This window comes from Rhizorhabdus histidinilytica (genome assembly GCF_900167915.1).
GTDB classification, from domain to species: Bacteria; Pseudomonadota; Alphaproteobacteria; order Sphingomonadales; family Sphingomonadaceae; genus Rhizorhabdus; species Rhizorhabdus histidinilytica.
In genome coordinates this window covers 187,474-212,824 of the sequence record NZ_FUYM01000004.1, presented here as the reverse complement: position 1 = coordinate 212,824, position 25,351 = coordinate 187,474, and the positions used below count along the sequence as shown (strand labels likewise).

General features: G+C 68.3%; 27 protein-coding genes. All 27 read right to left on the bottom strand.

The annotated features are described in order from the left end of the window. Positions 1-2 precede the first annotated feature (2 nt). Positions 3-380 (bottom strand): putative entry exclusion protein TrbK-alt, encoded by a 378-nt coding sequence (trbK-alt, locus tag B5X82_RS10545; RefSeq protein ID WP_079648117.1) that lies wholly within the window; start codon positions 378-380, stop codon positions 3-5. Positions 381-390: 10 nt separating this feature from the next. Then, positions 391-1,152 (bottom strand): P-type conjugative transfer protein TrbJ, encoded by a 762-nt coding sequence (gene trbJ / locus B5X82_RS10540; RefSeq protein WP_079648116.1) that lies wholly within the window; start codon positions 1,150-1,152, stop codon positions 391-393. Next, positions 1,149-3,587: a conjugal transfer protein TrbE gene (gene trbE / locus B5X82_RS10535; protein ID WP_079648115.1), complete on the bottom strand. Its 2,439-nt coding sequence runs from the start codon at positions 3,585-3,587 to the stop codon at positions 1,149-1,151. The genes trbJ and trbE overlap by 4 nt, the downstream gene beginning before the upstream one ends. A gap of 14 nt (positions 3,588-3,601) precedes the next feature. Further along, a complete protein-coding gene (locus tag B5X82_RS10530; RefSeq protein ID WP_079648114.1) occupies positions 3,602-3,874 on the bottom strand; it encodes a VirB3 family type IV secretion system protein in 273 nt (90 codons plus the stop codon). After that, the gene (locus B5X82_RS10525) at positions 3,874-4,185 is read right to left on the bottom strand and encodes a TrbC/VirB2 family protein (protein ID WP_268878228.1); all 312 of its coding nucleotides are present in this window, start codon (positions 4,183-4,185) and stop codon (positions 3,874-3,876) included. The genes B5X82_RS10530 and B5X82_RS10525 overlap by 1 nt, the downstream gene beginning before the upstream one ends. A gap of 17 nt (positions 4,186-4,202) precedes the next feature. Then, positions 4,203-5,234 (bottom strand): P-type conjugative transfer ATPase TrbB, encoded by a 1,032-nt coding sequence (gene trbB / locus B5X82_RS10520; RefSeq protein ID WP_079648112.1) that lies wholly within the window; start codon positions 5,232-5,234, stop codon positions 4,203-4,205. 169 nt (positions 5,235-5,403) lie between these two features. Then, a complete protein-coding gene (locus tag B5X82_RS10515; RefSeq protein ID WP_079648386.1) occupies positions 5,404-5,841 on the bottom strand; it encodes a ribbon-helix-helix protein, CopG family in 438 nt (145 codons plus the stop codon). A gap of 10 nt (positions 5,842-5,851) precedes the next feature. Beyond that, a complete protein-coding gene (locus B5X82_RS10510) occupies positions 5,852-7,843 on the bottom strand; it encodes a conjugal transfer protein TraG (protein WP_079648111.1) in 1,992 nt (663 codons plus the stop codon). Between the two features lie 202 nt (positions 7,844-8,045). Then, on the bottom strand, positions 8,046-9,278 hold the full coding sequence (locus tag B5X82_RS27340) for a DUF3363 domain-containing protein (protein WP_449314319.1): 1,233 nt from the start codon (positions 9,276-9,278) through the stop codon (positions 8,046-8,048). 1,108 nt (positions 9,279-10,386) lie between these two features. After that, positions 10,387-11,103 (bottom strand): lytic transglycosylase domain-containing protein, encoded by a 717-nt coding sequence (locus tag B5X82_RS10500; protein WP_079648109.1) that lies wholly within the window; start codon positions 11,101-11,103, stop codon positions 10,387-10,389. 4 nt (positions 11,104-11,107) lie between these two features. Continuing rightward, positions 11,108-11,443: a DUF736 domain-containing protein gene (locus B5X82_RS10495; protein ID WP_079648385.1), complete on the bottom strand. Its 336-nt coding sequence runs from the start codon at positions 11,441-11,443 to the stop codon at positions 11,108-11,110. A 66-nt stretch (positions 11,444-11,509) separates the two neighbouring features. Further along, positions 11,510-12,055: a S26 family signal peptidase gene (locus B5X82_RS10490; protein WP_079648108.1), complete on the bottom strand. Its 546-nt coding sequence runs from the start codon at positions 12,053-12,055 to the stop codon at positions 11,510-11,512. Then, positions 12,052-12,573, bottom strand: coding sequence for a DUF2840 domain-containing protein (locus B5X82_RS10485; protein WP_079648107.1), 522 nt, complete (start codon positions 12,571-12,573; stop codon positions 12,052-12,054). Before B5X82_RS10485 ends, B5X82_RS10490 begins: the two co-directional genes overlap by 4 nt. After that, a complete protein-coding gene (locus B5X82_RS10480; RefSeq protein WP_079648106.1) occupies positions 12,570-12,824 on the bottom strand; it encodes a ribbon-helix-helix protein in 255 nt (84 codons plus the stop codon). The genes B5X82_RS10485 and B5X82_RS10480 overlap by 4 nt, the downstream gene beginning before the upstream one ends. Then, positions 12,824-13,474, bottom strand: a complete 651-nt coding sequence (parA, locus tag B5X82_RS10475; RefSeq protein WP_079648105.1) for a ParA family partition ATPase — start codon at positions 13,472-13,474, stop codon at positions 12,824-12,826. The genes B5X82_RS10480 and parA overlap by 1 nt, the downstream gene beginning before the upstream one ends. Next, complete coding sequence (locus B5X82_RS10470; protein ID WP_079648104.1) at positions 13,471-14,601, bottom strand: replication initiator protein A; 1,131 nt, start codon at positions 14,599-14,601, stop codon at positions 13,471-13,473. Before B5X82_RS10470 ends, parA begins: the two co-directional genes overlap by 4 nt. 17 nt (positions 14,602-14,618) lie before the next feature. After that, positions 14,619-14,900 carry a helix-turn-helix transcriptional regulator gene (locus B5X82_RS10465; RefSeq protein ID WP_079648103.1) on the bottom strand — a complete coding sequence of 94 codons (282 nt, stop codon included), beginning with the start codon at positions 14,898-14,900 and terminating at the stop codon, positions 14,619-14,621. A gap of 139 nt (positions 14,901-15,039) precedes the next feature. Further along, the gene (locus B5X82_RS10460) at positions 15,040-15,615 is read right to left on the bottom strand and encodes a DUF2285 domain-containing protein (RefSeq protein ID WP_217699576.1); all 576 of its coding nucleotides are present in this window, start codon (positions 15,613-15,615) and stop codon (positions 15,040-15,042) included. Beyond that, positions 15,590-15,814 (bottom strand): transcriptional regulator domain-containing protein, encoded by a 225-nt coding sequence (locus B5X82_RS10455; protein ID WP_079648102.1) that lies wholly within the window; start codon positions 15,812-15,814, stop codon positions 15,590-15,592. The genes B5X82_RS10460 and B5X82_RS10455 overlap by 26 nt, the downstream gene beginning before the upstream one ends. A gap of 114 nt (positions 15,815-15,928) precedes the next feature. Beyond that, on the bottom strand, positions 15,929-16,108 hold the full coding sequence (locus B5X82_RS10450; protein ID WP_446692988.1) for a DUF2285 domain-containing protein: 180 nt from the start codon (positions 16,106-16,108) through the stop codon (positions 15,929-15,931). 169 nt (positions 16,109-16,277) lie between these two features. Further along, positions 16,278-16,532 (bottom strand): uS8 family ribosomal protein, encoded by a 255-nt coding sequence (locus B5X82_RS10445; RefSeq protein ID WP_079648100.1) that lies wholly within the window; start codon positions 16,530-16,532, stop codon positions 16,278-16,280. A gap of 182 nt (positions 16,533-16,714) precedes the next feature. Beyond that, on the bottom strand, positions 16,715-17,035 hold the full coding sequence (locus B5X82_RS10440; protein ID WP_079648099.1) for a DUF736 domain-containing protein: 321 nt from the start codon (positions 17,033-17,035) through the stop codon (positions 16,715-16,717). Between the two features lie 566 nt (positions 17,036-17,601). Continuing rightward, on the bottom strand, positions 17,602-18,042 hold the full coding sequence (locus B5X82_RS10430) for a hypothetical protein (protein WP_079648098.1): 441 nt from the start codon (positions 18,040-18,042) through the stop codon (positions 17,602-17,604). A gap of 142 nt (positions 18,043-18,184) precedes the next feature. Further along, on the bottom strand, positions 18,185-18,352 hold the full coding sequence (locus B5X82_RS26775) for a hypothetical protein (protein WP_176152527.1): 168 nt from the start codon (positions 18,350-18,352) through the stop codon (positions 18,185-18,187). Positions 18,353-18,631: 279 nt separating this feature from the next. Beyond that, complete coding sequence (locus B5X82_RS10425) at positions 18,632-19,558, bottom strand: DUF2493 domain-containing protein (RefSeq protein WP_079648383.1); 927 nt, start codon at positions 19,556-19,558, stop codon at positions 18,632-18,634. Positions 19,559-19,865: 307 nt separating this feature from the next. Beyond that, positions 19,866-20,897, bottom strand: a complete 1,032-nt coding sequence (locus B5X82_RS10420) for a DUF7146 domain-containing protein (protein WP_079648097.1) — start codon at positions 20,895-20,897, stop codon at positions 19,866-19,868. Beyond that, positions 20,897-25,243: a strawberry notch-like NTP hydrolase domain-containing protein gene (locus B5X82_RS10415; RefSeq protein WP_079648096.1), complete on the bottom strand. Its 4,347-nt coding sequence runs from the start codon at positions 25,241-25,243 to the stop codon at positions 20,897-20,899. The genes B5X82_RS10420 and B5X82_RS10415 overlap by 1 nt, the downstream gene beginning before the upstream one ends. Positions 25,244-25,351 lie beyond the last annotated feature (108 nt).

Genomic DNA, 25,351 nt, shown 5'->3' with positions numbered 1-25,351 from the left:
GATCAGCGCACCTGCGGCTCAGAGGGCTCCGCCTGAATGGCGGGCGCGGCGTGGTCGGGAGGCGCATCGGCGGGGGCGCTCGGGAACAGCGTCCCCGGTCCCGTAGGCGCCGGTGTCGGGGGCGGCGCCGAATGACCGAGGAAGCGCCTGCGATTTTCGTCCCAGGCCCGCAGGCAGGATGGATCGCGCGGCCCGGCCTCGCCCATGCCGCTGCACCGCGCCAGCTCCGCGTCGAGCGGATCCCGTTCTGTCACGGAACGCGCCTGCGCCGGGGGGCTGTTTTGCGGGTCGTCCTTGCGGGTCATCTCGATCGCGGTCGCCGTGACCGCGACCGCGACGAAAACGACAGCGCCGAGACGCGCGAGGGTCTTGCCGTCCATTGCGTCATCCTCAGTTGCCGGGGTGGAACATCTGTGCGTTGCCGGGCTGGTAGCCGGCCCCCGGCGTCAGGAAGCGGCGGCGCTGTTCGCGGCCTTGTTCGGCGGCGGCGGCCTGCTCGGCCGATTGCAGCGCCTGCGCCCGGCCGTTGGCGGCGATGAGGGCGGTGAGGTCGGCTAGCTGCTGGGCCTGGAGGGCGAGGAGCTGATTGCCGGCCTGTGTCGCCTGCAAGGCGCCGGTCGCCGACTGGCTGGCGCCCACCAGCGCCGACATCTGCGTCCGGTTGGTGTCGATATTGCCGACGACGGTGGCCTGCACGCGCATGGCGTCTTGCAGGCCGCCCACCGTGTTCTGCCAGCGGCTCCTGGCGTCGGCGATCAGTCGCGCGTCCGACGCCGACATCGACACATTGGCGTATTTGGTCTGGAACGCCTGGTCGATCTGCTGGACGTCATAGGCGATATTCTGAGCTTGGCTGAGCAGTTGCTGCGTGCGCTGCACCGACTGCTGAAGCTGTTGCAGCGACGAATAGGGCAGGCTCGCCAGGTTGCGGGCCTGATTGATGAGCATCTGCGCTTCGTTCTGAAGCGAGGTGATCTGGTTGGTGATCTGCTGAAGGCTGCGGGCGGCCGTCAGCACGTTCTGCGCATAGTTCGTGGGGTCGAACACCGTCCATTGGGCCTGCGCCGGCGTCGCCACAATGGGGGTGAGCGCGACAGGGGCGAGGAGCAGCGCGGCGGCGAGCCGCGCCGCGCGGGAGCGAGGCAAGGTCATGGCAGTTTCTCCTTCAGGGTGAGCGTTGGAATGAGGTCGGCCGCCCAGCCGAGATCGCGATGGCGGAGCCAGGCGGCGAGGAAGCCGGCTGGGCCGTGTTCGGCGAACAGCCGCGTGATCGCGGCTTGGTCGGTCTTGGCGGAAGCGGCGCAGAGCGCGAGGGCGACGTCCGACAGCCCCAGCTCGAACAGGCGATTGCCGCGTCGGCTTTGGCAGTAGTAGTCGCGCTTGGGCATAGCCCGCGCGATGATCTCGATCTGGCGGTCGTTGAGGCCGAAGCGACGGTAGATCGCCGTGATCTGCGGCTCGATGGCGCGCTCGTTCGGCAGGAGGAGCCGGGTCTGGCAGCTCTCGATGATGGCGGGCGCGATGGCCGATCCGTCGATGTCGGAGAGCGACTGCGTGGCGAAGACGACGCTGGCGTTCTTCTTGCGCAGGGTCTTCAGCCATTCGCGGATCTGGCCGGCGAAGCCTTCGTCGTCGAGCGCGAGCCAGCCCTCGTCGATGATGAGAAGGGTCGGCGATCCATCGAGGCGGTCCTCGATGCGGTGGAAGAGGTAGGCGAGGACCGCAGGCGCCGCGCCGGTGCCGATCAGCCCCTCGGTCTCGAAAGCCTGCACGGTCGCCGTGCCGAGATGCTCGCGTTCGGCGTCGAGCAGCCGCCCGTAGGGGCCGCCGATGCAATAGGCGCGCAGCGCCTGCTTGAGGTCGTTGGACTGGAGGAGGACGCAAAGGCCGGTGATGGTCCGTTCCTCGACCGGCGCCGAGGCCAGCGAGGTCAGCGCTGTCCAGATGTGCTCCTTCACCTCCGGGGTGATGGCGACGCCTTCGCGGGTCAGGATGGGGACGAGCCAGTCGGCGGCCCAGGCACGCTCGGGAACATCGTGGATGCGGGCCAGCGGCTGAAGGCTGACGGAGCTTTCCGATCCGTCGGAAAGATCGCCGCCCAAGTCATGCCAGTCGCCGCCCATGGCCAGCGCCGCCGCCCGGATCGAACCGCCGAAATCGAAGGCGAAGACCTGAGCGCCGGCATAGCGCCGGAATTGCAAGGCCATGAGCGCCAGCAGCACCGATTTGCCGGCGCCGGTCGGGCCGACGATCAGGGTGTGACCGACGTCTCCGACATGCAGGGAAAACCGGAACGGGGTCGAGCCTTCGGTCTTGCCGAAGAGCAGCGGGGGCGCTGCGAAGTGCTCGTCCCGTTCCGGCCCCGCCCACACGGCGCTGAGGGGGATCATGTGGGCGAGATTGAGCGTGGAGATCGGCGGCTGCCGGACGTTGGCGTAAACGTGTCCGGGCAAGCTCCCGAGCCAGGCGTCCACCGCGTTGATAGTTTCGGCCATCGCCGTGAAGTCGCGGCCCTGGATGATCTTCTCGACGAGGCGCAACTTCTCGTCGGCGGCGCGCGGATCGGTGTCCCACACTGTCACCGTCGCCGTGACATAGGCGATGCCGGCGTAGTCGGCCCCCAGCTCCTGGAGCGCGAGATCGGCGTCCGCGGCCTTGTTCGACGCATCCGTGTCCACCAGGACAGACGCCTCGTTGGTCAGCACCTCCTTGAGGATCGCGGCGACCGATTTGCGCTTGGCGAACCACTGGCGGCGGATCTTGGTCAGCAGTTTCGTCGCGTCGGTCTTGTCGAGCAGGATCGCGCGGGTGCTCCATCGATAGGGGAAGGCTAGCCGGTTCAGCTCGTCGAGCAGGCCGGGCGTCGTCGCGGTCGGAAATCCGGTGACGGTGAGGACGCGCAGATGCGCCTGCCCCAGGCGCGGCTCGAGGCCGCCGGTCAGCGGCTGATCGGCCAGCAGCGCATCGAGATAGATCGGCGTTTCGGGAACGCGGACACGGTGCCGGTGCGTGGAGACGCATCCGTGGAGATAGGTCAGCGTTTCGCCGTCATCGAGCCAGCGGCATTCGGGCATGAAGGCTTCGACCAGGCGCAGCAGCCGGTCGGTGCGGTCGGTGAAGCCGCCCAGCGCCTCGTGCGGATCGAGGCCCTTCTGTTCGCGGCCCTCGTAGAGCCAGCTTTCGGCGCGCGCCGCGTCTTCGGCCGGCGGCAGCCAGGCAAAGGTCAGGAAATAGCTGGACTCGAAATGCGCGCCGGCCTCCTCGAAGTCGGCCTTGCGTTCGGCATCGACCAGCGCCGACGCGACGTCGGGAAAATGGCTGTCCGGATAGCGGTTGGAGGGATGGCGCTGCGCTTCGACGAATATCGCCCAGCCGGAGCCGAGGCGGCGGAAGGCGTTGTTGAGGCGGCCGGCGACCGCGACCAGTTCGGCTGCGACGGCGGAATCGAGATCGGGACCGCGAAAGCGCGCGGTGCGCTGGAAGCTGCCGTCCTTGTTGAGGACGACGCCCGTTCCGACCAGCGCCGCCCAGGGCAGGAAGTCGGCGAGCCGGGTGTTCCTGTTGCGATATTCGGCGAGGTTCATCATCGGCGCTCTCCCGCTCAGACCGTGAGGTGCGCGGGGATGCGCAGGTGGCGGCGGCCGACATCGACGAACAGCGGATCGCGCTTGGCCGCCCAGACCGCCGCGGCATGGCCGATGGCCCAGATCACGATGCCGGCCAGCCAGAGGCGCAGACCCAGGCCGAGCGCGCCGGCCAGGGTGCCGTTCATGATGGCGAGGGCGCGCGGAGCGCCGCCGAGCAGGATCGGCTCGCAGAGCGCCCGGTGGACCGGCAAGGTGAAACCCGGCACGTCTTCGGCCGCCCCCAGCATCAGACCAGCGCCCCGCCGCCGAAGGAAAAGAACGACAGGAAGAAGCTCGACGCGGCGAAGGCGATCGACAGGCCGAACACGATCTGGATCAGGCGGCGAAAGCCGCCGGACGTGTCGCCGAAGGCCAGCGTCAGGCCGGTCATGATGATGATGATGACGGCGACGATCTTGGCGACCGGGCCCTCGATCGACTCCAGGATGGATTGCAGCGGCGCTTCCCACGGCATCGACGAGCCGGAGGCATGGGCGGGCGCCCCCATCATGACGAAGAGGGTCGCGACGGACAGCGCCGCCACGAGGCGAGGACGGATTTGGGGCAGGCGTTGGATCACAGGGTTTCTCCTTCGAGGCGGGCAGGGTTGAGAGCGGCGATGAGGTCGCCGCTTCCGCAGACCGGGGCGCTGACGGCAGGCGCGACGCGGTAGTCGCCGTCCGGGCCGAGGCCCTCGACGCGGACGAGTTCGGAGAGCCGGCGCGCGGAACCGCGGCCGGACAGCACGGCCACGAGGTCGATCGTCTCGGCGATCAGGGCGCGCGGGACGGTGACGACGGCTTCCTGGATGAGCTGTTCCATACGCCGCAGCGCGCCAATGGCGCTGCCGGCGTGGATCGTGCCGACGCCGCCGGGATGGCCCGTGCCCCAGGCTTTGAGGAGGTCGAGCGCTTCGGCGCCGCGCACCTCGCCGACCGGGATGCGGTCGGGGCGCAGGCGAAGGGAGGAGCGGACGAGATCGGAGAGCGAGGCCACGCCGTCCTTCGTCCGCATGGCGACGAGGTTGGGCGCGGCGCATTGCAGCTCGCGCGTGTCCTCGATGATGACGACGCGATCGGCGGTCTTCGCCACTTCGGCAAGCAGCGCATTGGTGAGCGTCGTCTTGCCGGTCGAGGTGCCACCGGCGACGAGGATGTTGGCGCGGGCGGCGACACCCTGGCGCAGCGCCTCGGCCTGCGAGGCGGACATGATCCGGGCGGCCACATAATCGTCGAGGCCGAACACGGCGACGGCGGGCTTTCGGATGGCGAAGGCCGGAGCCGCAACCACGGGCGGCAACAGGCCCTCGAACCGCTCCCCCGTCTCGGGCAGCTCGGCGGAGACACGCGGGCTGCCGGTGTGGACTTCGGCGCCGACATGGTGCGCGACCAGGCGCACGATGCGCTCGCCATCGGCGGGAGACAGCCGCTCGCCCGTGTCGGCCAGCCCTTCGGCAAGCCGGTCGATCCAGATGCGCCCGTCGGGATTCAGCATCACCTCGACGACGGCCGCGTCTTCCATGAAGCGGGCGATGGCCGGGCCGAGCGCGGTGCGCAGCATCCGTGCGCCGCGCGCCAGCCCTTCTGAATTGTTCTGAGAAATCGCCATCTGATCCCCGATCCAGCCGGGGAAGAGATCAGGCGGTCCCCGGACGGGGATGATTAAAAGAGCCAGAAATCAGGCTCACTCAACAAGGATTTGAGGGTGTAGTAGCGTAGCGCGCAAATACAGGAGAACGGCGGTGTCGAGTATTTCGCCGCCAACGTCATGGGCGCCGTTATTCCAGATCGGCGATCTCGCTACGGCGCGAGTCGATGTCGCGCGACAGGTCTCTGAGGAACCGATCTCCCGTCGCCAGTTTCCGGCCGAGCGTTTGCAGGAAGCTCTCGAACCGCTCCATGCCTTTGGCCCGCGCCAACGCCTGCGCGCTTTCGGACAAGGGCGGCGTGACGGTCAGCCAAAAACGGATGAACAACGATAGGGTCTCGCCGAGAATGGCCAGATCCTCGTCCATGCCGTCGATCTGGCGGCCGAGCCGGTCCATGCGGTGTGCGAAGACCGCCTCCATCCGCTCCGATGCGTCAGCCGAGAGGAAGGAGGCGACGGCGGCTTCGATCACCGCGGATTTGGAGACGCGGCGCCGGAGCGCCAGCGCTTCGACCTTTTTCAGAAGCTCCGGCTCGAAATAGACGTTCATGCGCGTCTTGGTCCGCATGGTCAGTCCCTCATAATTCGACGCCATCGGTCGGGTCCATCGCCGCCTGCCGGGCGACGGATCTGGCCTGGAGGCGAAGACGGCGGGCCTTGGCGGCATCGAGGTCTGGTTCGTCATCGAGCAGGTCGAACTCCCCGAGGGCCGGCTGCTCGGGCGGTGCGATCTCCTCGTGCTCGGGCAATTCCGGCTCGCGCCGGATGCCGCCATTGGCCGGATCGGCGGTCATGCCGGTTTCGCTCTCCGGCGTCGCGCCCGCGGATGCGGCCGGGATCGCCAACGCCGACCAGTCATTGGCCGGGGGCTTGGCCAACCCTTTCGCCCCTGCCGGCTTCGGCGGCGGCAGGATGCGTTCGCAGAACCGCGCATCCTCGTAGTAGCGCGCCTTCTTCGCCCGCACCGGCGGCACGCCCGCGACCAGCAGCAATTCGTCAGCCGGCGGAAGCTGCATTACCTCGCCAGGCGTGAGCAGCGGCCGCGCCGTTTCCTGCCGCGACACCATCAGATGTCCCAGCCAGGGCGAAAGCCTGTGCCCGGCATAGTTGGTGGAATCGCGCATCTCGGTCGCGGTGCCGAGCGCGTCGGAGACGCGCTTGGCGGTGCGCTCGTCATTGGTGGCGAAGGCGACGCGCACATGGCAGTTGTCGAGCACGCTGTTGTTCGCGCCATAAGCCTTTTCGATCTGGTTGAGGCTCTGCGCGATCAGGAAGGACTTGATGCCGTAGCCCGCCATGAAGGCGAGGGCAGACTCGAAGAAATCGAGCCGGCCGAGCGCGGGGAACTCGTCCAGCATCAACAGCAGCCGGCGGCGATTGACCGACGTCTTCAGGTCCTCGGTCAACCGCCGCCCGACCTGATTGAGCAGCAGCCGGATCAGAGGCTTGGTGCGGTTGATGTCGCTCGGCGGCACGACGAGATAGAGGCTGACGGGTCTGTCGCCGGCAACGAGATCGGCGATGCGCCAGTCGCTGCGCGCCGTCACCTTCGCCACGACGGGATCGCGGTAGAGGCCGAGGAAGGACATGGCGGTCGAAAGCACGCCCGACCGTTCGTTGTCGCTCTTGTTCAGCAGCTCACGGGCCGACGAGGCGATCACGGGATGCACCCCGGCTTCGCCCAGATGCCGCGTGTTCATCATGGCGCGCAGTGTCGCCTCGATGGGGCGCCTCGGATCGGAGAGGAAGTTGGCGACGCCGGCGAGCGTCTTGTCGGGCTCCGCGTAGAGGACATGGAGGATCGCGCCGACCAGCAGCGAATGGCTGGTCTTTTCCCAATGGTTGCGCTTCTCGAGCGCGCCTTCGGGATCGACGAGGATGTCGGCGATGTTCTGCACGTCGCGGACTTCCCTGTCGCCGCGGCGGACCTCCAGCAGGGGATTGTAGGCCGATGACGCCGGGTCGGTTGGATCGAACAGCAGCACGCGGCCATGCCGGGACCGGAAACCGGCGGTCAGACCCCAGTTCTCGCCTTTGATGTCGTGGATGATCGCGCTGCCCGGCCAGGTCAGCAGCGTCGGCACGACGAGACCGACGCCTTTGCCCGATCGGGTCGGTGCGAAGCACAAGACATGCTCCGGTCCGTCGTGGCGGAGATAGTCACGGTCGTAGCGGCCGAGGATCACGCCGTCCGCGCCGAGCAGTCCAGCGGCGCGGATCTCCTCCGGCTCGGCCCAGCGCGCCGAGCCATAGGTGACGACATTCTTCTCGTTGCGCGCCCGAAGCACCGACAGGGTGATGGCGACGGCGATCGAGATGAACCCGCCCGACGCCGCGATATAGGCGCCTTCGATGAAAATCCGTGGCGCATAGGCGTCGTAGCAATACCACCACCAGAAGAAGAGCGGCGGGTAATAGACCGGCCAGCCCGCCACCTCGAACCAGGGCTGTCCGAGCTGCGCCTGAAAGCCGAGACGCCACGCCGTCCATTCCGTCGCACACCAGATGGCGGTCAGCACGATGGACAGGACGATGGCGACCTGTCCCCACAGGACACGGGTTCCCGACATAAAGGCTCCGATCGGCAAAAGAGATGGAGCCGATCAGAGAATATCCGCCTTGGCGAGAAGCAATAGAAAAACCGAGGCGTCGAGGTTTCGGATGGTATAGATGGTAAAACGGACGGTTCCGTTGCTCTTCGCCTGGCCTCGATCACCATCGTTCCGGCCCGCACGGCCGCCATTCAGGCCCATTCGATGCGGACGGCTTGCGTCAAATTCCCAGCCCTCTTTGCCGGCCCAACTGCCACGACACCGATCCGCCCTGCACGACGCCCATGACTTCGCGGCCGAGCTGGCGGTCGATGACCGGTCGCCACGGGACGAGGGTGAACTCGTGGGACTTTTCGACGATGGCGAACTTGCCGCTGGATAGCTGCGCGGTTCCGGTGAAGGCGCCGGTTACGGTCTCGCCGTTGGCGGCCATGCGGAACGGCAGCGACTTCTTCGCCGCCAGCTCTTCGCCGGCGTGGGCGACCTCACGGTCCCGCAGCGCGGCGATCAGGTTGCGACGGTAGGCGATGCGACCGTCCGGCTGACGGGCGGCGTCGCCCCGGTCGATATGGTGCTCGCGGCGGCGGTCCATCGCCTCGCGCACCTCAGCGCCGAAGCCGGCCGATGACAGGTCGGAGGTGTCCGAGCGGAGAAGCCGCCGGTCCAGCCAGGTCGCGCCGTCCGATCCGATCTGGCGTTCGAGATCGAAGGCAGAGAGGACGCGGATATTGGCGCGGCCGGTCCGTCCTGCGTCATGAGCCGCGGCCCGCGCCTCGAAATCGGCGGGGATGCGCCACTGGTCGGCGTCGATGCGCTCGGCGATCCCGGCGCGGCGCAACGCCTCGAGCCGCCGGACATGGGCGTCCACGAAGCCCTCATAGTCGCCGTTCGGCACATGGCCATCGAAGCGGGCCTGCTCCAGATGGCGGCTCGGCCGATAGATGCCGTCTTCGGCCATGCCGGCGATGGCGCGATCGGAGGGGCGGCCGGTGCTGGCGGGCGGCCCGATCTCGATGACGCTGCCGACGCGGGCGTCCTCGACGCGGACCGGGTCGATGCCGGCAACATGGTGCGTGCGTCCGTCGACGCCATCGACCACCAGCGTCAGGGTCTCGCCCAGCTCGTCGGACAAATGCTTGTCGATGACGCGGCCGACGATCGGCGCGGCCGGCGCGCCGTCGTGAATCTGGAACGTCATCGGATCGCGCTCGCCGCCCTCGGCGCGCAGCGCCCGCTGCATCGTGCGGATGATGTCGCCGCGCTCGCCCAATTCGCGCAACGTCGGTTCGAGCCGGTCGCTCAGCTCCCAGACGCCGGGCGCATGTTCGGTGGCAAGCTCCATGTCGCCGAGCTTGCCGAGGCGGCGCAAGCGCAGCGTCCGGTCGGCCTGGCCGCGCAGGTCGTCCGGCTCGTGGCGTAGGTCCAGGACGCGATCCTCGGCTTCGGCGATCATCGCCCGGTCGATGCGGGTCAGCCGGTCCTGGTCGACGTCGGCCATGAGCTTGCGGCGCTGCTCGATCTCCGTGACGAGGCCGAGTTCGAGCGTCGCCAGCTCGCTTGCCCGCTCGCGAACGCCGCCCGCGAGATAGTCGCCATTGATGACGAGATCCTCGCCCAGGGCGTCGTGGCCGTTGACGATGACATGGACGTGCGGATGGCCGGTGTTGTGGTGATTGACGGCGACCCAATCGAGCTTCGTGCCAAGGTCGATCTCCACCTGGGCCATCAGCTCGCGGGTGTAGCCGGTCAGGTCGGCAAGATCTCCGGCGTCTTCCGGCGAGACGATGAACCGGAACTGGTGACGGTCGTCCTGGCCGCGATCGAGGAAGGCGTCGCCATCGGCGCGATCCTCCGTCGCCGAATAGAGTTGGCCGCGCTCGCCGTCGCGGGCGGTGCCGTCGCGCTGGATATAGCGCAGATGGGCGGCGGCCTTGCCGCTGCGGCCGGGGGCGCGAACCGAGCGGGATTTGACGATGACGCGACGGCTGCCGGGCTGGCGATGGCTCCAGCCATTCGACAGGTTGCGGGCGCGCACGAAGGATGCGCCGCGCCCGCGCTGCACGCCGCGGCCGGACGCGACGACGCTCCGGCCATTCGCCGACCGGCCGGGACCGCCGCCTTTGGCGGTGCGGCTGCGGCCGGTCGCGGCCTGCTGCTGTCGGGCGAGCTTACGAACCTTGCTGAGGAAGCTCTTGGCCTGGCCGGCCTTTGCACCTTGGGAGCGGATGCGGCCGGGCCTTGGCCGAAAGCGATCGTCGTCGTCGCTCACGGCCGCCGATCCGCCCGAAGCCGCCGATCCTGGGCAAGAGTGCCGCGACAGAGGCGGGAAATGCTGACCTTTCCACATCTCGCGGCACCATGTCGGCCCGGCGACGGTGCCACCCAAAACAGTGTGCAGACAAGGGCTTGGCCCCAGGTTCGGCCCCATGGGGTGCCGTCCGCTTTAATCTTGCCCTCCCGCCTTCCTGTCCGTTTCGCCCCTCCTGCCGGCGGATGAGGCTGTCGCCAGCCCCATCCCCTGCACACTGGAACCTCCCGATGGGCGGATACGATTGCGAGCCTCATGGTTGCCGCCCGGTGTTCGCCCGCGCGACGAACAGGCCGCCGGATTGCGGCGCGATGGCGGAAACATCGCGCACGCCCGGCGTCGTGTCCGCGTCATCGGAGGTGCGTTCCACCGACGAAGAATCGACCGCCGTCGTGGGCGCCGACGGTGCGACGAACAGCGGCGCGCGCGTCCAGGCGAGCGGATCGGTTGCGGCGATCAGGATCGGCGCGGGGGCGTCGCTATCGCCGAGTGACGAGGCGACGTTGGCGACATAGGCGCGCGTTTCGGCGGGCAGAGGACGGCCCTTCAGCCACGCCTCGTAGCGGCCTGGACCGGCGTTGTAGGCCGCGATCCACCCGGGCGAGCCATAGCGGTCATACAGCTCGCGGATATAGGCCGCGCCCGCGATGATGTTGTCGCGCAGATCGTAAGGATCGACGCCAAGCCGATGGCGATCACGCAAACCCGCCCACGTGGCCGGCATGATCTGCATCAGGCCCATCGCGCCCTTGGGCGAGACGGCGCGGGGGTCGCCATTGCTCTCGGCCTTCATCACCGCGCGAATCCATGCCGCGGGAAGCGCGAAGCGCTGCGCCGCCTCTGCGATGCGTTCGCCGTATGGATCGCGCGCCGAAGACGCGGCGATGCTCGACGGTTGCGCCACGGCCGGGACCGGCGACACGCAACCGAACGACAGGCCGACAAGAAGCAGGAGTGAGGTCCGCCGCATCGCGTCAGTCCTTCCCGTCGCGCTTCTGCGGACGGCTCCAGTGCAGCGACCAGGCGCTGCCCGCATCGTCGTCGCGGAACAGATTGGCGCGGATCGGCCGCGGCAATGCGGGGTCGTCGATCAGGACGGCGATGTATTCGCCGGCGCGCTCGCCGGTGCGCTTCCAGCCCGCGCCGATCTCCGGGCCATCGTCATCGCCTTGATGGAGCCGATAGTCCGGGGCGTTCTCCGCATCCGACGACACGGCGGGGACGATGGTGACTTCGCGGAAGAGCGTGAGGGTGTGGATGCGCCCGACAAAGCCGGAGTGCTCGCGAGTGAAGACGCCGATCTGCGACATGATGGTCTCCATGGCGGTGGTGTTGGAAAGCCATCGGCGGGCACCGCTCCCGACGACGGGAAGCGGTCAGCGCGTCGTCGCGCGCCAGACGAAGCGGCCCTCGCCATCCTCGTCGGTGTAGAGCGGCCTTGCCTTGCCGATGATGGTGCGCGCCGGAAGCGGGCCGAAATAGCGGCCGTCCAGGCTGTCGCGGACATCGGGATTCATGAGGAAAACCTGGCCGTCGCCGATGCGCCGGCAGCCTTGCCAGACCGGCAGCGGTCGGCCGAGTCGGTCGCGGTCGAGCGCCCGTCCAAGCGGCACGGCGTCGACGGTCACGATGTCGCCCGTGCGGCAGACCTGCTGGCCGGGAAGCCCCATGACGCGCTTCATCAGAGGCACGTTGCGGCCGACATAGCCGCGCCTGACGATGAAGTCGGAGAGCGGCTTGTCCGGCATGGCGGCGACGAGATCGCCGATCGCCACAGGGCGCGGCGGCGCGAGGTCATAGAGGCCGATCGGCGCGCTGGCCGAGGCGTTCCAGACGAGCCGCGGCGCGATCGGAACGAAGGCGGCGATGGCGACGCCCATCGTCACCGCATAGGTCGTCATGACATAGCCGAGGCGGGTCACAGCGCGATCTCCCGCCGCTTGAGCCATGCCGCGTGGCGCTCCAGGGTGTAGGTGCGCGGCTCATGGCCCGCGCCGATCCGGTTGCCGACATGGCGCCAGTGATCGGGAGCCACGTCGCAGGCGTCGATGCCGAGGGCTTCCACGGCGTCGATGTGGCGGAGCACCTGCTCGACCTTGGGCCAGCCCTCGATCTTCAACAGGATCTCGCCGCCGGGACGCACGAAGGGCAGAGTCTGGTAGGCTTCGCCTGGGGCGGTGGCGCGCACGATGTCGATCCGCGAGACGATCGTGCCGAAGTCGTTGGCGGCCCAACGCACGAAGGCGAAGAGGCTGCCGGGCCGGTAAGAGAAGATGCGGTGGCGGCGGTCGAGCACCTGTTCATGGGCTTCGCGGCCGAACCTGATCCAGTTCTCGATCCGCTTATCGACATGCGTGAGCTCGACATGGGTGAGGTTGTCGGCGGGATGCGCGCGCGGCATGGAGCCGCCTGCCGCGCGGGAAGCTGCGGCGTCGGTCATGACGGCTCCCCTTCGGAGGGCGGGGGAAATTCGCGCGCGAGCAGCGCGCGCAGCATGTCGGCGACCGTGAGGCCGCGAGCGAACGCGGCGATCTTGATCCGGCCGCGTAGCGCCGGCGTCACGTCGATGGTCAGCCGGGCGGTGAAGCCGGCGGCGTCGGTGTCGTGCGGCGGCCGGTCTGTCGCCTTGATCCAGCGTTCGGGATCGGCGGGCCGGGAGGCGAAGCCGTTGCGGGACGGACGCGCGCTCATCACGCCGCTCTCCCGATGCTCAAGCGCTCGATCGCATCCGCCAGCGCCGCGATCTCGCGCGCGGCGGGCGCAGCGTCGTCCAGTTCGGAGACGAGCCGGCCGGATTGCGCGGCGACCGCGAAGGCGATGCGCTGGCCGAGCGTGGCGGCGAGGACGGGAGGATCGTGATCGGCCAATGTCTCGGCCGTCTCGCGGGCGAGCACGGTGCGCGCGCCGCACCGGTTGAGTACGAAGCGCGCGACCAGTTCCGGCCGATAGATGCGCGCCTCGGCGACGAGCGCCAGCATCTCGGCCGAGGCCCAGCCGTCGAGGGGCGAGGGCTGCACCGGGATCAGCACCAGGTCGGCGGCGAGCAGCGCCGAACGCATCAGGCTGGCCGCGCGGGGCGGCCCGTCGATCACGATCATGTCGGCGTCGCGGGCCAGTTCCGGAGCTTCCCGGTGCAGCGTATCGCGGGCGAGGCCGACAACGCCGAACGCGCGGGCCAGGCCCTCACGGCTGCGTTGCTGCGACCAGTCCAGCGCCGAGCCTTGCGGGTCCGCGTCGATCAGGGTGACGCGCATACCCCGGTTCGCCCAGGTGCCCGCGAGGTTCAGCGCCAGCGTCGTCTTGCCGACGCCGCCCTTCTGGTTGAGGAGCGCGACGATCATCGGCGCCCTCCGGGAACGGGCGCGAAGGGCAGTTGCGCGAGGGGACGCGCGTCGGCGGCTTCGGGGCGCCGTTTGCCGGTGACGCTGAGAGCTTGCGCGGCTTGCCGGACGAGCTTTTCCACCTCGCGGGCGCGCTCTTCAAAGTTAGAATTTTGGTTAGACTCTAGGTTAGGGACGCGGTTTTCGCTTTTCGATCCGTGGGTTGAGGCCGGTTCCGGTTCCCGTTGGCACGAGGGGGCGGTTCCTGATGGCACGCGCCCGCGGGTTCCCGATGGCACGACGCCGTTCACAGCCTTTCCACAGGCTGGCCGTGGCTCGAAAGCGAGCAGCGTGCGCCCGCCAGCCTCGATCTCCAGGAATAGCGTGTAGCCGGGGAGCGGCTGGCGCCGGATGATGTCGCGCAGTTCGAAGGCGAAGCGTTTGAAGGGGGAGAGCGCGCCGGACTTCTGGTGGAGATGGCGGAAGTCGAAGCGCCAGCCATGGCGCTGACGGCCGCCATGCTTGCGGACGATGCGATAGAGCCAGCGGTCGAGACCGCCCGTCAGGGCGAAATAGGCGCGGTCGATCGTCAGCACGAGCGCCTCGTCGAGGACCGCCTGGTAGAACCAGTCGGGCAGGATCAGCTCGATGCCGTCGGACTTGCCGTTCCGGTCGGTGCGCTCCTTCCACTCGTTGATCCAGGAGAAGCGATGCCGACGGCCCTCGGCAGGCTGACGGATCGAGGTGCAGATCGTCGTCGATTGCAGCCGGTCGAGCGCAGCCTTGAGACGTTGATAGTCGCGCACAGACGTGCCGCGGCCGATGAATCTGAGGATTTCATAGGGGGTGGCGGCCAGCAGGCGCGAAGTGCGCAGGCCCGCGTCGCGCGCCTCGACGATCTGGCTCGCCGCCCAGATCAGGATGTCGGCGTCCCAGATGGTCGCCATGCCATGATCGGGCACGGCCTCGACGCGGATCGACACGCCGCCAGCGCAGAAGTCGATCGGCGCGGTTCGATGGGATTTGGAGAGGGAGAAGAAGGGGTAGGCCATGAGATCCTGCGCATCTCGGGCAGCGAACTCGCCAGGGAGCGCCCGAAACAGGTCGAGCTGTCCGCGCTCCGATCGGGATTGCCGCCGCGCCGCCATTCGGGGTTCGTCGGCGATCAGCGTGGGTGTCGGCCGGCTTGGGCCAACGGCGCCGGCGTGTGACGCTTTGCGGGAAGGATCGAACCGCGCGGATCGGAGGTCGAGGTGACGGCGCCGCGCGCGGCCCAGGCTTCGAGATCGTCGACGGAATAGACGACACGGCCGCCGAGCTTGCGGTAGGCCGGGCCGGTGCCGTAGGTCCGATGCTTTTCGAGGGTGCGGGCGGACAGGCTGAGGAACTCGGCGGCTTCCTTGGTGCGCAGGAAGCGCGGCGGGAGAACGGCGAGGTCGGGTCGCATGGATGGGGCCTCCGTGAGCTTCGTGAAGGCCGCTGGAGATCAGCGGCGGGCGAAGGCCACGATGGCGAAGCAGGGCCGGCGTGATGCAGGGCGAATTTAGGGGGCCTGAAATCGCCCACCGGTTCGCGCGTCGGTGCGATCAGTCCGGCCGCCGATGTCGCAGCAAGGCGCGATAGCCGCCGGCAATCATGGCGCGCGCGTCGCGCAGCAGGGTTTTGATGGCGTGGCGAGCGGAGGCGTCCTGCCACGCCTGGCGGTCGAGCCCGGCGATATGGAAGACGACCTGCGCGATTTCCCGCTGCGTCGCGCCATCGCGGTAGCCGTCGAAGCATTGCAACATCTTGCGCAATCGCAGGCGCTGTTGCGCCGTCAGCCGCGTGTCCGGCGGGATCGCTCGGCCGTGAAGGGTCGCCAGCAGACGGCGCAGGGATTGGACGCGATCGAATCCGTCCCGACCTAGGGGAATGACGGCGGCAAGGGGCCTGTCGACCGGCGTGGCGGTCTCGATGACGAGCTGGATACGCTGGCCGTCGCCGAGATCGTAGAGAAGAACGTCTTCATCATCGCCTCCGATGCGGCAGGCGGCATCGAAGGTCGGTTGCGGATCGGTGTCCGCGACGAGAGACGCAGGGGCCGGCCCCAGAAAGACGGCGCTCGTATCGTCCGCGGGCTGCCAGACGATGCGGGCTTCAGATGGAGGAACCTGCGGGTCCACGGGGAAATCGCAACCCCCAACGCCGCCGGATCTTGTCGGTCAGCGTCTGGGTGTCGGCCATTCCCTCGCGCAGCTCGCGGTAGTCTTCGACATAGGCGTCGTTGCGCCGGAGCCACTCCCAAGCGAGATCGGACGGGCTCATTTCGGCGATGTGCTCATAGGCGGCGGAAGAGCGCCAGCCTGCTGCATCGGGTGTCATGCGGAATCCTCCCTTCGCTCATGTGCTTGTGGGGGAAGAAAGGATTCCCGACAGGGCCCGGCGCTGGAAGCTGGGCTGTGGGCAAAGCGCGATGCCGAACCGGCATCGTGACGGTCATTGCCGAGGGCGGGCAAGCTCGCGGTAGCCCCGCTCCGTCATCCAGCGTGCCCGCGCCAGGTGGGAGTCGTGAACATGGCGGCAACGCTCTGGGTCGTGCGCGGGATCGAGGCCGAAGATGGTCTGGACGGCCTCCTGCCAGGCGGCGCCGTCGCGAGCCGAGTCGATCAGACGCATATAGAGAGCCATATGCTCACGGTCGTAGGCTGTGAGCGATTGGCTGATCGGCGGCTCGTCGAGAAATGACGGCGTTGGCTGTCCCATAGGGCGACTATAATCGCTCGGCGAAGGTTCGTTAACAGCATCGCGGGAAATTCTGTGGCTGCGCCCGAGGCGGCGAACGTGTCTAGCGTTTCGGCGGCAAGTCTTTGCGGTCGTGAAGCAACAATACGCCTTCGCCCTTGTCAGTCGAGAGCAAGACGATCCCCGCGGCTTCCAGCGCCCTGCGAACGAGATCGCGCGTCGACTCATACACCTCGAGGCCGCTTTCGGATTCGAGGCGTTTGAGTGCGGTCAGCGATGTCCGGGCCTCATCAGCGAGCGTCTCTTGTGTCCATCCCAGCAGCGCGCGTGCGGCCCGTGATTGTCGGGCGGTGATCATGCATGATCACCTCCCATCGCCCAATCATCGCACGCCAGAACTACGACTATTTTAGTCGTTCTTGGCGTTGCGGGGGCCGTCAGAGACGGGTCGCCCGTCCGTTCCGGTCTTCGGCAGTGTCACCGATTCGCGTGTGGGCAGGGCAAAGGCCCCGGCCTGTCGGCCGGGGCCTTGCGGGTGGCTCAGTCCGCCCGGCGGTTCGGGCGGGACCAGATCAGCGAGTAGCCGTCGCCGTCCTCGTCGTCGAAGAGGTTGGCGTAGATGGGAGCGTTGAAGCTCGGATCGTCGAGCTTGAGGCCCAGATAGTCGCGGCCCTCGTTGGAGCGCTTGGACCAGGCGGCGCCGATCTCGACGCGGCCGACCAGAACCCGGTGGCTGGGGGCGTTTTCGCCGTTGGCGCGCTGGTCGGGGACGATGCGCACGCCCTTGGCCTGGACGCTGAGGGTGACGATTTCGCCGGTGAACTCGTTGCCGGACTTCTTGAAGGTGCCGATGGTCGCCATTGTCAAATCTCCGTTTCCACTATCGAGCCCGCACCATTGCGGCCTCGATGGCGATCGACAGGCCGGAGGCGATCGACGGCGCACCCCAAAGGGGCCTGACAGCAAAGGAGGAACTTTCTTGTCTCGCGAGGAATGACGGCGCAGCCGTCAGGGGAAGAAAGTTGTGACGCCGCTGTTGCGCCATAGGCGATCGAGGCGCAGCCCACCTTCGGCCAGATCAAGCCATTGAAGAGGCCGTCCGGAGCGGTCTGAGGACGGGAAGAACCGGAGAGGATGGCGGCCTGTCGGGGCCGGCGCGAAGACCTGCCGATGTCCACGGGCGCATCGGCCCCGCCTACCGGCGGGACTTGCGTTGTCCAGGCTTGCCGCAAGCGGGAACCTCCGCCGCTCCGTGGTGGTCGGCTGCACCGTGACCGGCGCCTAGGTCCGGGCGCTCGCGATGGGAAGCTCGCGCTGCGGTCCTCCCGCGTGATCCGGGATCCATCGCCCGCAAGGCCACCCCAATGACGCCGACGTGGACGTGTGGTGTCGTCCTTATTGTCCCGCTCGTGTTGGCCGCCGGGCTGTCAGGCTCCAGCGGGGCTCCGTCCGACCCGGCCGTCGGCCGCCATGCCCGTGACGCGCGCGAATGCGGTGACGCCGACCGCGACCGCACCGATGACCGAGAACACCAACTGCCAGGTTTCCGATGGCATGGTGTGTTTCACGACGCCGTGCGTGGCGTGGTAGCCGGCGAGGGCGGCCGGCGCGACGAAGGCGAGCGCGATCAGCAGCCGAGCCCAGAGCGGGCGGACGATCCCCAGCAAGAGCTGGCCAAGGCCGAGAGTCAGCCCGGCAGCGACCAGGCCGACCAGGATCGCACCCATCCAGCCTGAGCCGGTGTGATAGGCCCAGCCGCCGGCGGTGAGGCCCGCGAAGAAGGGCAGGGCGAAGACGGCGAGCGTGAACAGCAGCCAGCAGAAGAAGCCGATGGCCGCGATGGAAAGGATGATGCCCAGAAAGATCATGGCGGTGTCTCCGAAAGAACGATTCTGACGGTCACGCCTTCCACCACCACCACGGCGCGTTGGAGATCATAGCAAAACAGCGACGCTGGCGGGAGCCGAAACCGATGAGGTTTCAGGCCCGCGGGCGATGATCTTCGCCCCGTCATGGAGCGAAGGGATCGATTTCGCGGACGATCTGCGAGAGGTCGCCGTCATATTCACTGGCGGGCATGACCGAGAGCGTGCCGTCGCCGGCGCGGAAGATGACGATGACGGCCATCAGGCTGGTGGCGAGGCTGAAGGCGAAGGCGTGGGCGTCGCTGAAGGACATCGATCCGGCTCCTGTTTCGAGCGGAGGACCACCCCCGCTGACAGGCGCCCGACGTGTCGGACTGAGAGCTGCAATCACCGCGCAGGCGTAGCCGGAGCGGCGGCACGCAAGGCGTAGCCGACCCTTCACGGGTTGATGGCGTCAGGCGATCAGTCTGACCGAGGATCAGCGCGGAGAAGCGGGGGTGGCGCTCCGCGACGGGAGCGGTCGTCGGCCAACGACGCTCATGCCAATCTGTCTCGCGGCCATGTTGGGACGTCCATGAAATGCGGACGGCGCTCACGCGCCGCCCGTCCCGAACCGATAGACCGGGATGCCGAGCTTCCTGGCCTTGTCGGCGAGATTGTCCTGGATGCCTGTGCCGGGGAAGACGAGGACGCCGATCGGCATGATCGCCAGCATGGCGTCGTTGCGCTTGAACGGTGCGGCCTTGGCGTGTTTCGTCCAGTCGGGCCTGAAGGCGACTTGCGGCACCTTGCGGGTTTCGGCCCAACGCGCGGCGATCTTCTCGGCGCCTTTCGGGGAACCGCCGTGCATCAGCACCATGTCGGGGTGCTTGGCGTGGACCTGATCGAGCTTGGCCCAGATCAGCCTGTGATCGGCGGTGTCGCCGCCGGAGAAGGCGATCTTCGGACCTGCGGGCACGAGCACTTCGGCTTCGCTGCGGCGCTTGGCGGCGATGAAGTCGCGGCTGTCGATCATCGCGGCGGTGAGGCGGCGGTGGTTGACGCGCGATCCCGTGCGCTGGGACCAGGGTGAGCCGGTGGCGCGAAGATAGGCGTCGGCGGCGCTGTCGCGAAACACTTCGAGGCTGTCGCGCCGTTCGATCAGCGATTGCCCGAGGTCGATCAGGCGTTCGAGCTGGACGGATTTGACCTCCGAGCCATCCTGTTCGCGCTGGAGCCGCTTTTGCGCCTGCTCGTTGTCGTCGAGCTTGCGGTCGGTCCGCTCGACGGCGCGATGAAACATGTTGACGGTGGACCAGAGGAGATCGTCGAGGTCGGGATCGAGGCTCGTATCGGCCACGGTGGAGATCAGGGCGTCGAAGATGTCGGCGACGGCGCCTTCGATGATGCGGTCTTCCGGCACGGGTCGGGGATCGGCTTCGTCTTCGGACGGGCGGTAGCCGTAGAGCTGAAGCTCCTGCGTGATCTGGTCGGTCGGTGATGCGGCGTGTTCGGGTTCGTAGTCGTCATGCTCGCTCATGGGATGCTCCGTCGGTTGGACCGCGACCGTCGCGGCCTTCATGGCGACGAAGCCCACGGTCGGGCCGGGCCGGCAGCCGGAGCGAAGCGAGGGCCTTGATGGCCAAGGCCGGCTATTTTGTCTCGCGATGGAAAGCGCCCCGCAGGGGCGCGCCGGAAAATAGTCGGCCGCCGCCATTGCCGGCCCGGTCCGATTGTGGGCCGATCGCCCTCTCGAAGGCCGAGGCGCGGTCCTCTCCGATGGTTGACGCATGCCCGCGGGCATGATGACGGCAGCCGTGGCGTCCGTCGCTGGCGGCTATGCCGCCTCAAGCCATGAAGCGGGCGACGTCCTGCGGCGCGAGCTGCACCCGCAGGCTGGCGCGGAGCGCATCGAGACCGAGGCGCCGGAGGTCTTCGTTGAAGTCCTCCAGCACCGGCGAGAGCACGATGGCCTCGATCCCGGCCGCATTTGCCCGTCCGACCAAGCTGTCCCGCGCGCAGTCACCCGCCGGGTCGTTGTCGCGGACGATATAGAGCCGGCGCAGCGTCTCGGGGAACAGGATGGCGGCCAGGTGGGCGGCGGAGAGCGCCGCCGCCATCGCCATGGATGGCAACGCCTGACGCGCCGACAGGACGCTTTCGATGCCTTCGCCCGCCGCCATCACGTCGCCGGCGATCTCGAAGCGGACGGCAGCCCCGAGCAGGTCGCCCATCGCCTTGCGCTGCGTTTCGATGGGCGCCTTGTCGGAGCCGTCAGGGACGAGCCAGGTGCGATGCGCTCCGGTGATCTTGCCCTCAAGATCGGTGACGGCGGCGATCATCGCGGGCCAGGTCTCGGTCGGGCCATGATCGTCCGGCCGGTAATAGCAGCGCGGATGGAAGCGGAGGCTGGCTGCTCCGTGCAAAGCCGTAATGCCGCGATGGCGCAGATACGCCTCTACGGGGGTGCCGCCGATCGGCTGCGACATGGCGAACAATCGCTTTGCCGCCTCGGTCGAGCCTGACGGGGCCGGCGCGCCCGGCGGCTTCTTCGTCGCTGGCGCGGGTTCGGGACGCGGCAGGCTGAGAAAGCTGCGGGCTTCCTCGACGACATCGGCGAAGTCGATGAGGCCGCAGCTCTCCCGGATCACGTCGAGCAGATCGCCATGCTCGCCGGTGGCGGCGTCGGTCCATTTGCCTGCCGGCCCTTTCGCCGTCGCCTTGAGGCGCACGAACATCGAGCGTCCCGGCGTGTTGCGGACATTGCCGACCTGCCAGTAGTTCCCCTGGCGATGGCCGGCGTCGAGATAGCGGCGGCACACCGCCTCGGCCTCCCGGCCGAGACGCTGCGCGAGTTCGGTCGCGTCGAGACGGGTCATCACGCCGCCTCGCGTTCGCCGATGCGCTGGACCGGGTAGCGGCCCAGCACGCGCTCCAGCACCACGGGACCGGCGGCATCTGTCGGCACGAACATCCTGAGCTTCCAGGAGATGATTTCGTGGAACAGGCCGTAGGCGGTGAGACGCTCGCGCATCGTGTCGGTGAAGCCCGACAGTTCGATGCGTTCGGCGCCCATGACGCGGACGCGGCGAAGCTGAAGCCCCTCGGCGAGGTCGAGGATGGTGCGCCCGTCCATCAGCGCCATGAAGGCGTCGGCGGGCGTGAGCGCGGCTGCGCCGGTCGCGGTGGCGTTGGCCGCCCAGGCGGGCGAGACCTTGCGGCCGATGATCCGCTCGCCCTCGTCGGTCTGGAGCCGATAGACGCGGGTGGACTCGTTCGGCAGCCGCTTCCAGATCGGCAGCAGCAGGCCGGCGACGATATGGATCGTGCTGTCCGCGAACGCCGGCACGTCCGCGACCTCGGCGCTCCAGGCTGTGGCGAAGCCGCTCCGCTCCGCCTCGGTCCAATGCGTCTCGCCCATCATCTTCACAGGAACGGTGTGCGATTCCATCGGCCGGATCAGCCGGACGCGGCGTTCGATCTCGCCGTCGTCGAGCATGATCGAGGTGGCGGGGATCTGGACGGCGGCGCGCCCTGACCGTTCGTTGACAAGCAGCCTGGCGCCGGGTTCACCGAGATGGGCGAGCGCGTCGTCCAGCGTGACCGGGCGGTTGCGGGTTCGCTGCGCGATGGTGAGCAGCCGGGTCTCGGCGCCCGTGCCCGGATGCGTATAGATGGTCTGGCGGCCGGTGACGGTGAAGCCCTCCGCCGTCAGCGTCTCGAGCCCGACATCATAAATGCCGGCGGCGATGGCGCCCTCGATCTTGGCAGTGAGGAGCTGCTCGAACGCAGTGAACAGGATGCCCTGAAGCTCGATGGTCAGGGCCAGGAGCCGATTGAGAAAGGTGGTGATCGGCGGCAACTCGTCCTTGATGCCGTTCGCGTCCATCAGCTTTAGGCCGGTGGCGGACTCGAAGCGCTCGAGCGAGCAGCCTTCGACCTTGCCGCGCACCAGCAGGAGGTAAAGCTGGCGCAGCGCATCGCGGGCATAGGCGCTTTCCAGATTGTCCTCGGGGCGAAACAGGCCCTGTCCGCCGGTCTGGCGCTGGCCGCGGGTGATCGCGCCCAGCGTGTCGAGCCGACGGGCGATGGTGGAGAGGAAGCGCTTCTCTGCCTGGACGTCCGTGGCGATGGGCCGGAACAGCGGCGGCTGCGCCTGATTGGTCCGGTGCGTGCGGCCGAGGCCCTGGATGGCGGCGTCGGCTTTCCAGCCGGGTTCGAGCAGATAGTGGACGCGCAGCCGGGTGTTCCGCGCCGAAAGCTCCGCGTGGTAGCTGCGGCCGGTGCCGCCAGCGTCCGAGAAGATCAGGATGCGCTTGCTGTCATCCATGAACGCCTGGGTTTCGGCGAGATTGGCGGCCGCGGCGCGGTTCTCGACGACGAGGCGGTCGCCGCCGGAAGAGGTGGTTTTGCGGACGATGCGCCGCGATCGGCCCGTGACCTCCGCCACCAGCTCGGCGCCGAAATGCTGGACGATCTGGTCGAGCGCGCCGGGCACGGGCGGCAGGGAGGCGAGCTGCGCGATAAGCTCGTCGCGGCGCGCGACGGCCTCGCGGCTTTCGACGGGCTGGCCGTCGTGATAGACCGGCCGCGACGACAGATTGCCCCCGCTGTCGGTGAACGGCTCGTAGAGCTGCACCGGGAAGGAATGGGCAAGGTAGTCGAGAACGTATTCCCTCGGCGTGATGTCGACGCGGACGTCGTTCCATTCTTCGGTCGGCAGGTCGGCCAGACGACGTTCCATCAGCGCCTCGCCCGTCGAGACGATCTGGATGACGGCGGCATGGCCGGCTTCCAGGTCTGCAGCGATCGACCGGATCAGGGTCGGCGTCTTCATGCTGGTGAGCAAATGGCCGAAGAAGCGCTGCTTGGCGCTCTCGAAAGCCGAGCGGGCGGCGGACTTGGCCTGCCGGTTCAGCGTGCCAGTGGCGCCGGTGATATTGGCCGCCTCCATCGCTGCATCCAGATGGTTATGGATGATAGCGAAGGCACCGGCATAGGCGTCGTAGATGCGGGTCTGCTCAGGCGTCAGCGCGTGCTCGACCAGTTCGTATTCCACGCCATCGAAGGAGAGCGAGCGGGCGGTGTAGAGGCCGAGCGCGCGCAGGTCGCGGGCCAGCACCTCCATCGCCGCGACGCCGCCCGCCTCGATCGCCTCGATGAACTCGGCGCGGGTGCTGAACGGAAAATCCTCGCCGCCCCACAGGCCGAGCCGCTGGGCGTAGGCGAGGTTGTGGACCGTGGTGGCGCCGGTCGCGGAGACATAGACGACGCGGGCGTTCGGCAGCGCGTGCTGGAGCCGCAGACCCGCGCGGCCCTGCTGCGAGGCGGCGACGTCGCCGCGTTCTCCCTTGCCGCCGCCAGCGTTCTGCATCGCGTGCGCCTCGTCGAAAATGAGGACTCCGTCGAAATCGGAGCCCAACCATTCGACAATCTGCCGGACGCGCGAAACCTTCTCGCCACGGTCGTCGGAGCGTAGCGTGGCATAGGTCGTAAACAGGACGCCTTCCGGCAGCGTGATCGGCCGCCCCTGGGGGAAACGCGACAGCGGCGTGACTAGCAGGCGTTCCATGCCGATGGCCGACCAGTCGCGCTGCGCGTCCTCGATCAGCTTGTCGGACTTGCTGATCCACACCGCCTTGCGGCGGCCCTGGAGCCAGTTGTCGAGAATGATCGCTGCGGACTGACGACCTTTGCCGACACCGGTTCCGTCGCCGATCATGAAGCCGCGCCGGAAGCGCACGGCGTTCGTCGCATCCTCGCGCGCGGCGGTGACGACATCGAAGGTAGCGTCCACCATCCACGATCCGGCGAGATGGTCGGCGTGTGCTTCGCCCGCGTAGATGACGGTCTCGAGCTGGGCGTCCGACAGCAGCTCATGGATGTTGGCCGGGAGCGTGGGACGGTAGCTCGGCTTGGGCGGAGCGACCGAAGCCATCGCGGCCGACTGCACCAGCCGGGTCGGATGGGCCTGGGCGCCGGCGATGCGGATCGCCTGCAATCCGTATTCCTCATAGATGGCGTCGGACAGGCGGCCGCCTTCGCCGGCGAGCCAGTCCTGTGTCTCATAGGCGAGCGGGAGGCCCTCCGGCTCGGCCATCGGCGCGGTCGCCGGCACGGCCCTGGCGGCGCGATTGATATAGCCGCGCACGCTGCGCGGGGTGGAAGGTGCGACAGCCGGAACCCTGACGGAGGGATCGACGGCGGACCGTTCCGGCAGGCGCGCGTCGAGCCAGCCCAGCAGGGTGGCGACGTCCGGCGCGACGCCAGGCGCCGCCGGGAACGCGACCGGATCGTCGGCGGGCCGCTTGTCGATGACGGTCAGGCGGGTCTCGATGGTGGTGCCGTGTTTGGCATAAGCCGAGCCGTCGATGGCGGCGGAGAAGACGACTCGCGCGCGCTCCTGCAACCGGATGAAGGCGTCCCGCCAGGCCGGATTTTCGGGCGCGAAGCTGGCGCCGGTGATCGCCACGAGTCGGCCGCCCGGGGCCAGGCGCGCCAAGGCCGAGGCGACATGGCGGTAGGCCGCGTCCGCCATGCGGCCCTCGACATTGGCCATGGCCGAGAAGGGCGGATTCATCAGCACAATGCTGGGCGCGACGGCGGGATCGAGATGATCGTCGATCTGCGCCGCATCGAATCGGGTGACGGAAATGGCCGGGAAGAGAAGCGACAGCAGGCTGGCGCGGGTGTCGGCCAGCTCGTTGAGGACGAGTGCGCCGCCGGCGATCTCGGCGAGGATGGCCAGCAGGCCGGTGCCTGACGACGGCTCCAGCACCCGGTCGGCCGGGGTGATGGCTGCGGCTTGGACGGCGACCAGGCCGAGCGGGATCGGCGTCGAGAATTGCTGGAAGGTCTGGCTCTGCGCCGAACGCCGCGTGTGCGTCGGCAGAAGGTTGACGATTTTCGACAGCGCGGAAAGGCGGGCCGCCGGAGACCCGGCTTTGCGGAAAAGCGCACGCCCGTATTTGCGGAGGAACAGCACAGTCGCCGCTTCGCAGGCGTCATAGGCCGTCTTCCAGTCCCAGGCGCCGCTGGCGTCCGAGGCGCCGAAGGCGGTTTCCATCGCCGCGCGCAGGACGGCCGCGTCGACGCGTTCGCCGCGTTCGAGGCGGGGCAGCAGCAGGCCGGCGGCCGCGAAGATGGCGGTGGCGGGTTCGGGATTGGAGCCGAGCGGAAGCGGCGCGGCGGCGGACGCCGCCGCGGATGCGGAAATCATGGTCATGGTCGGAATCTCTTGGAGAGCGGGATTGGGTGAGCCCGCGCGGGCCTCTCTCTCGACCGCACCGGCTCCAACCCGTACCGGCGGCCCTCTCACTCTCCAGGCGCCCAC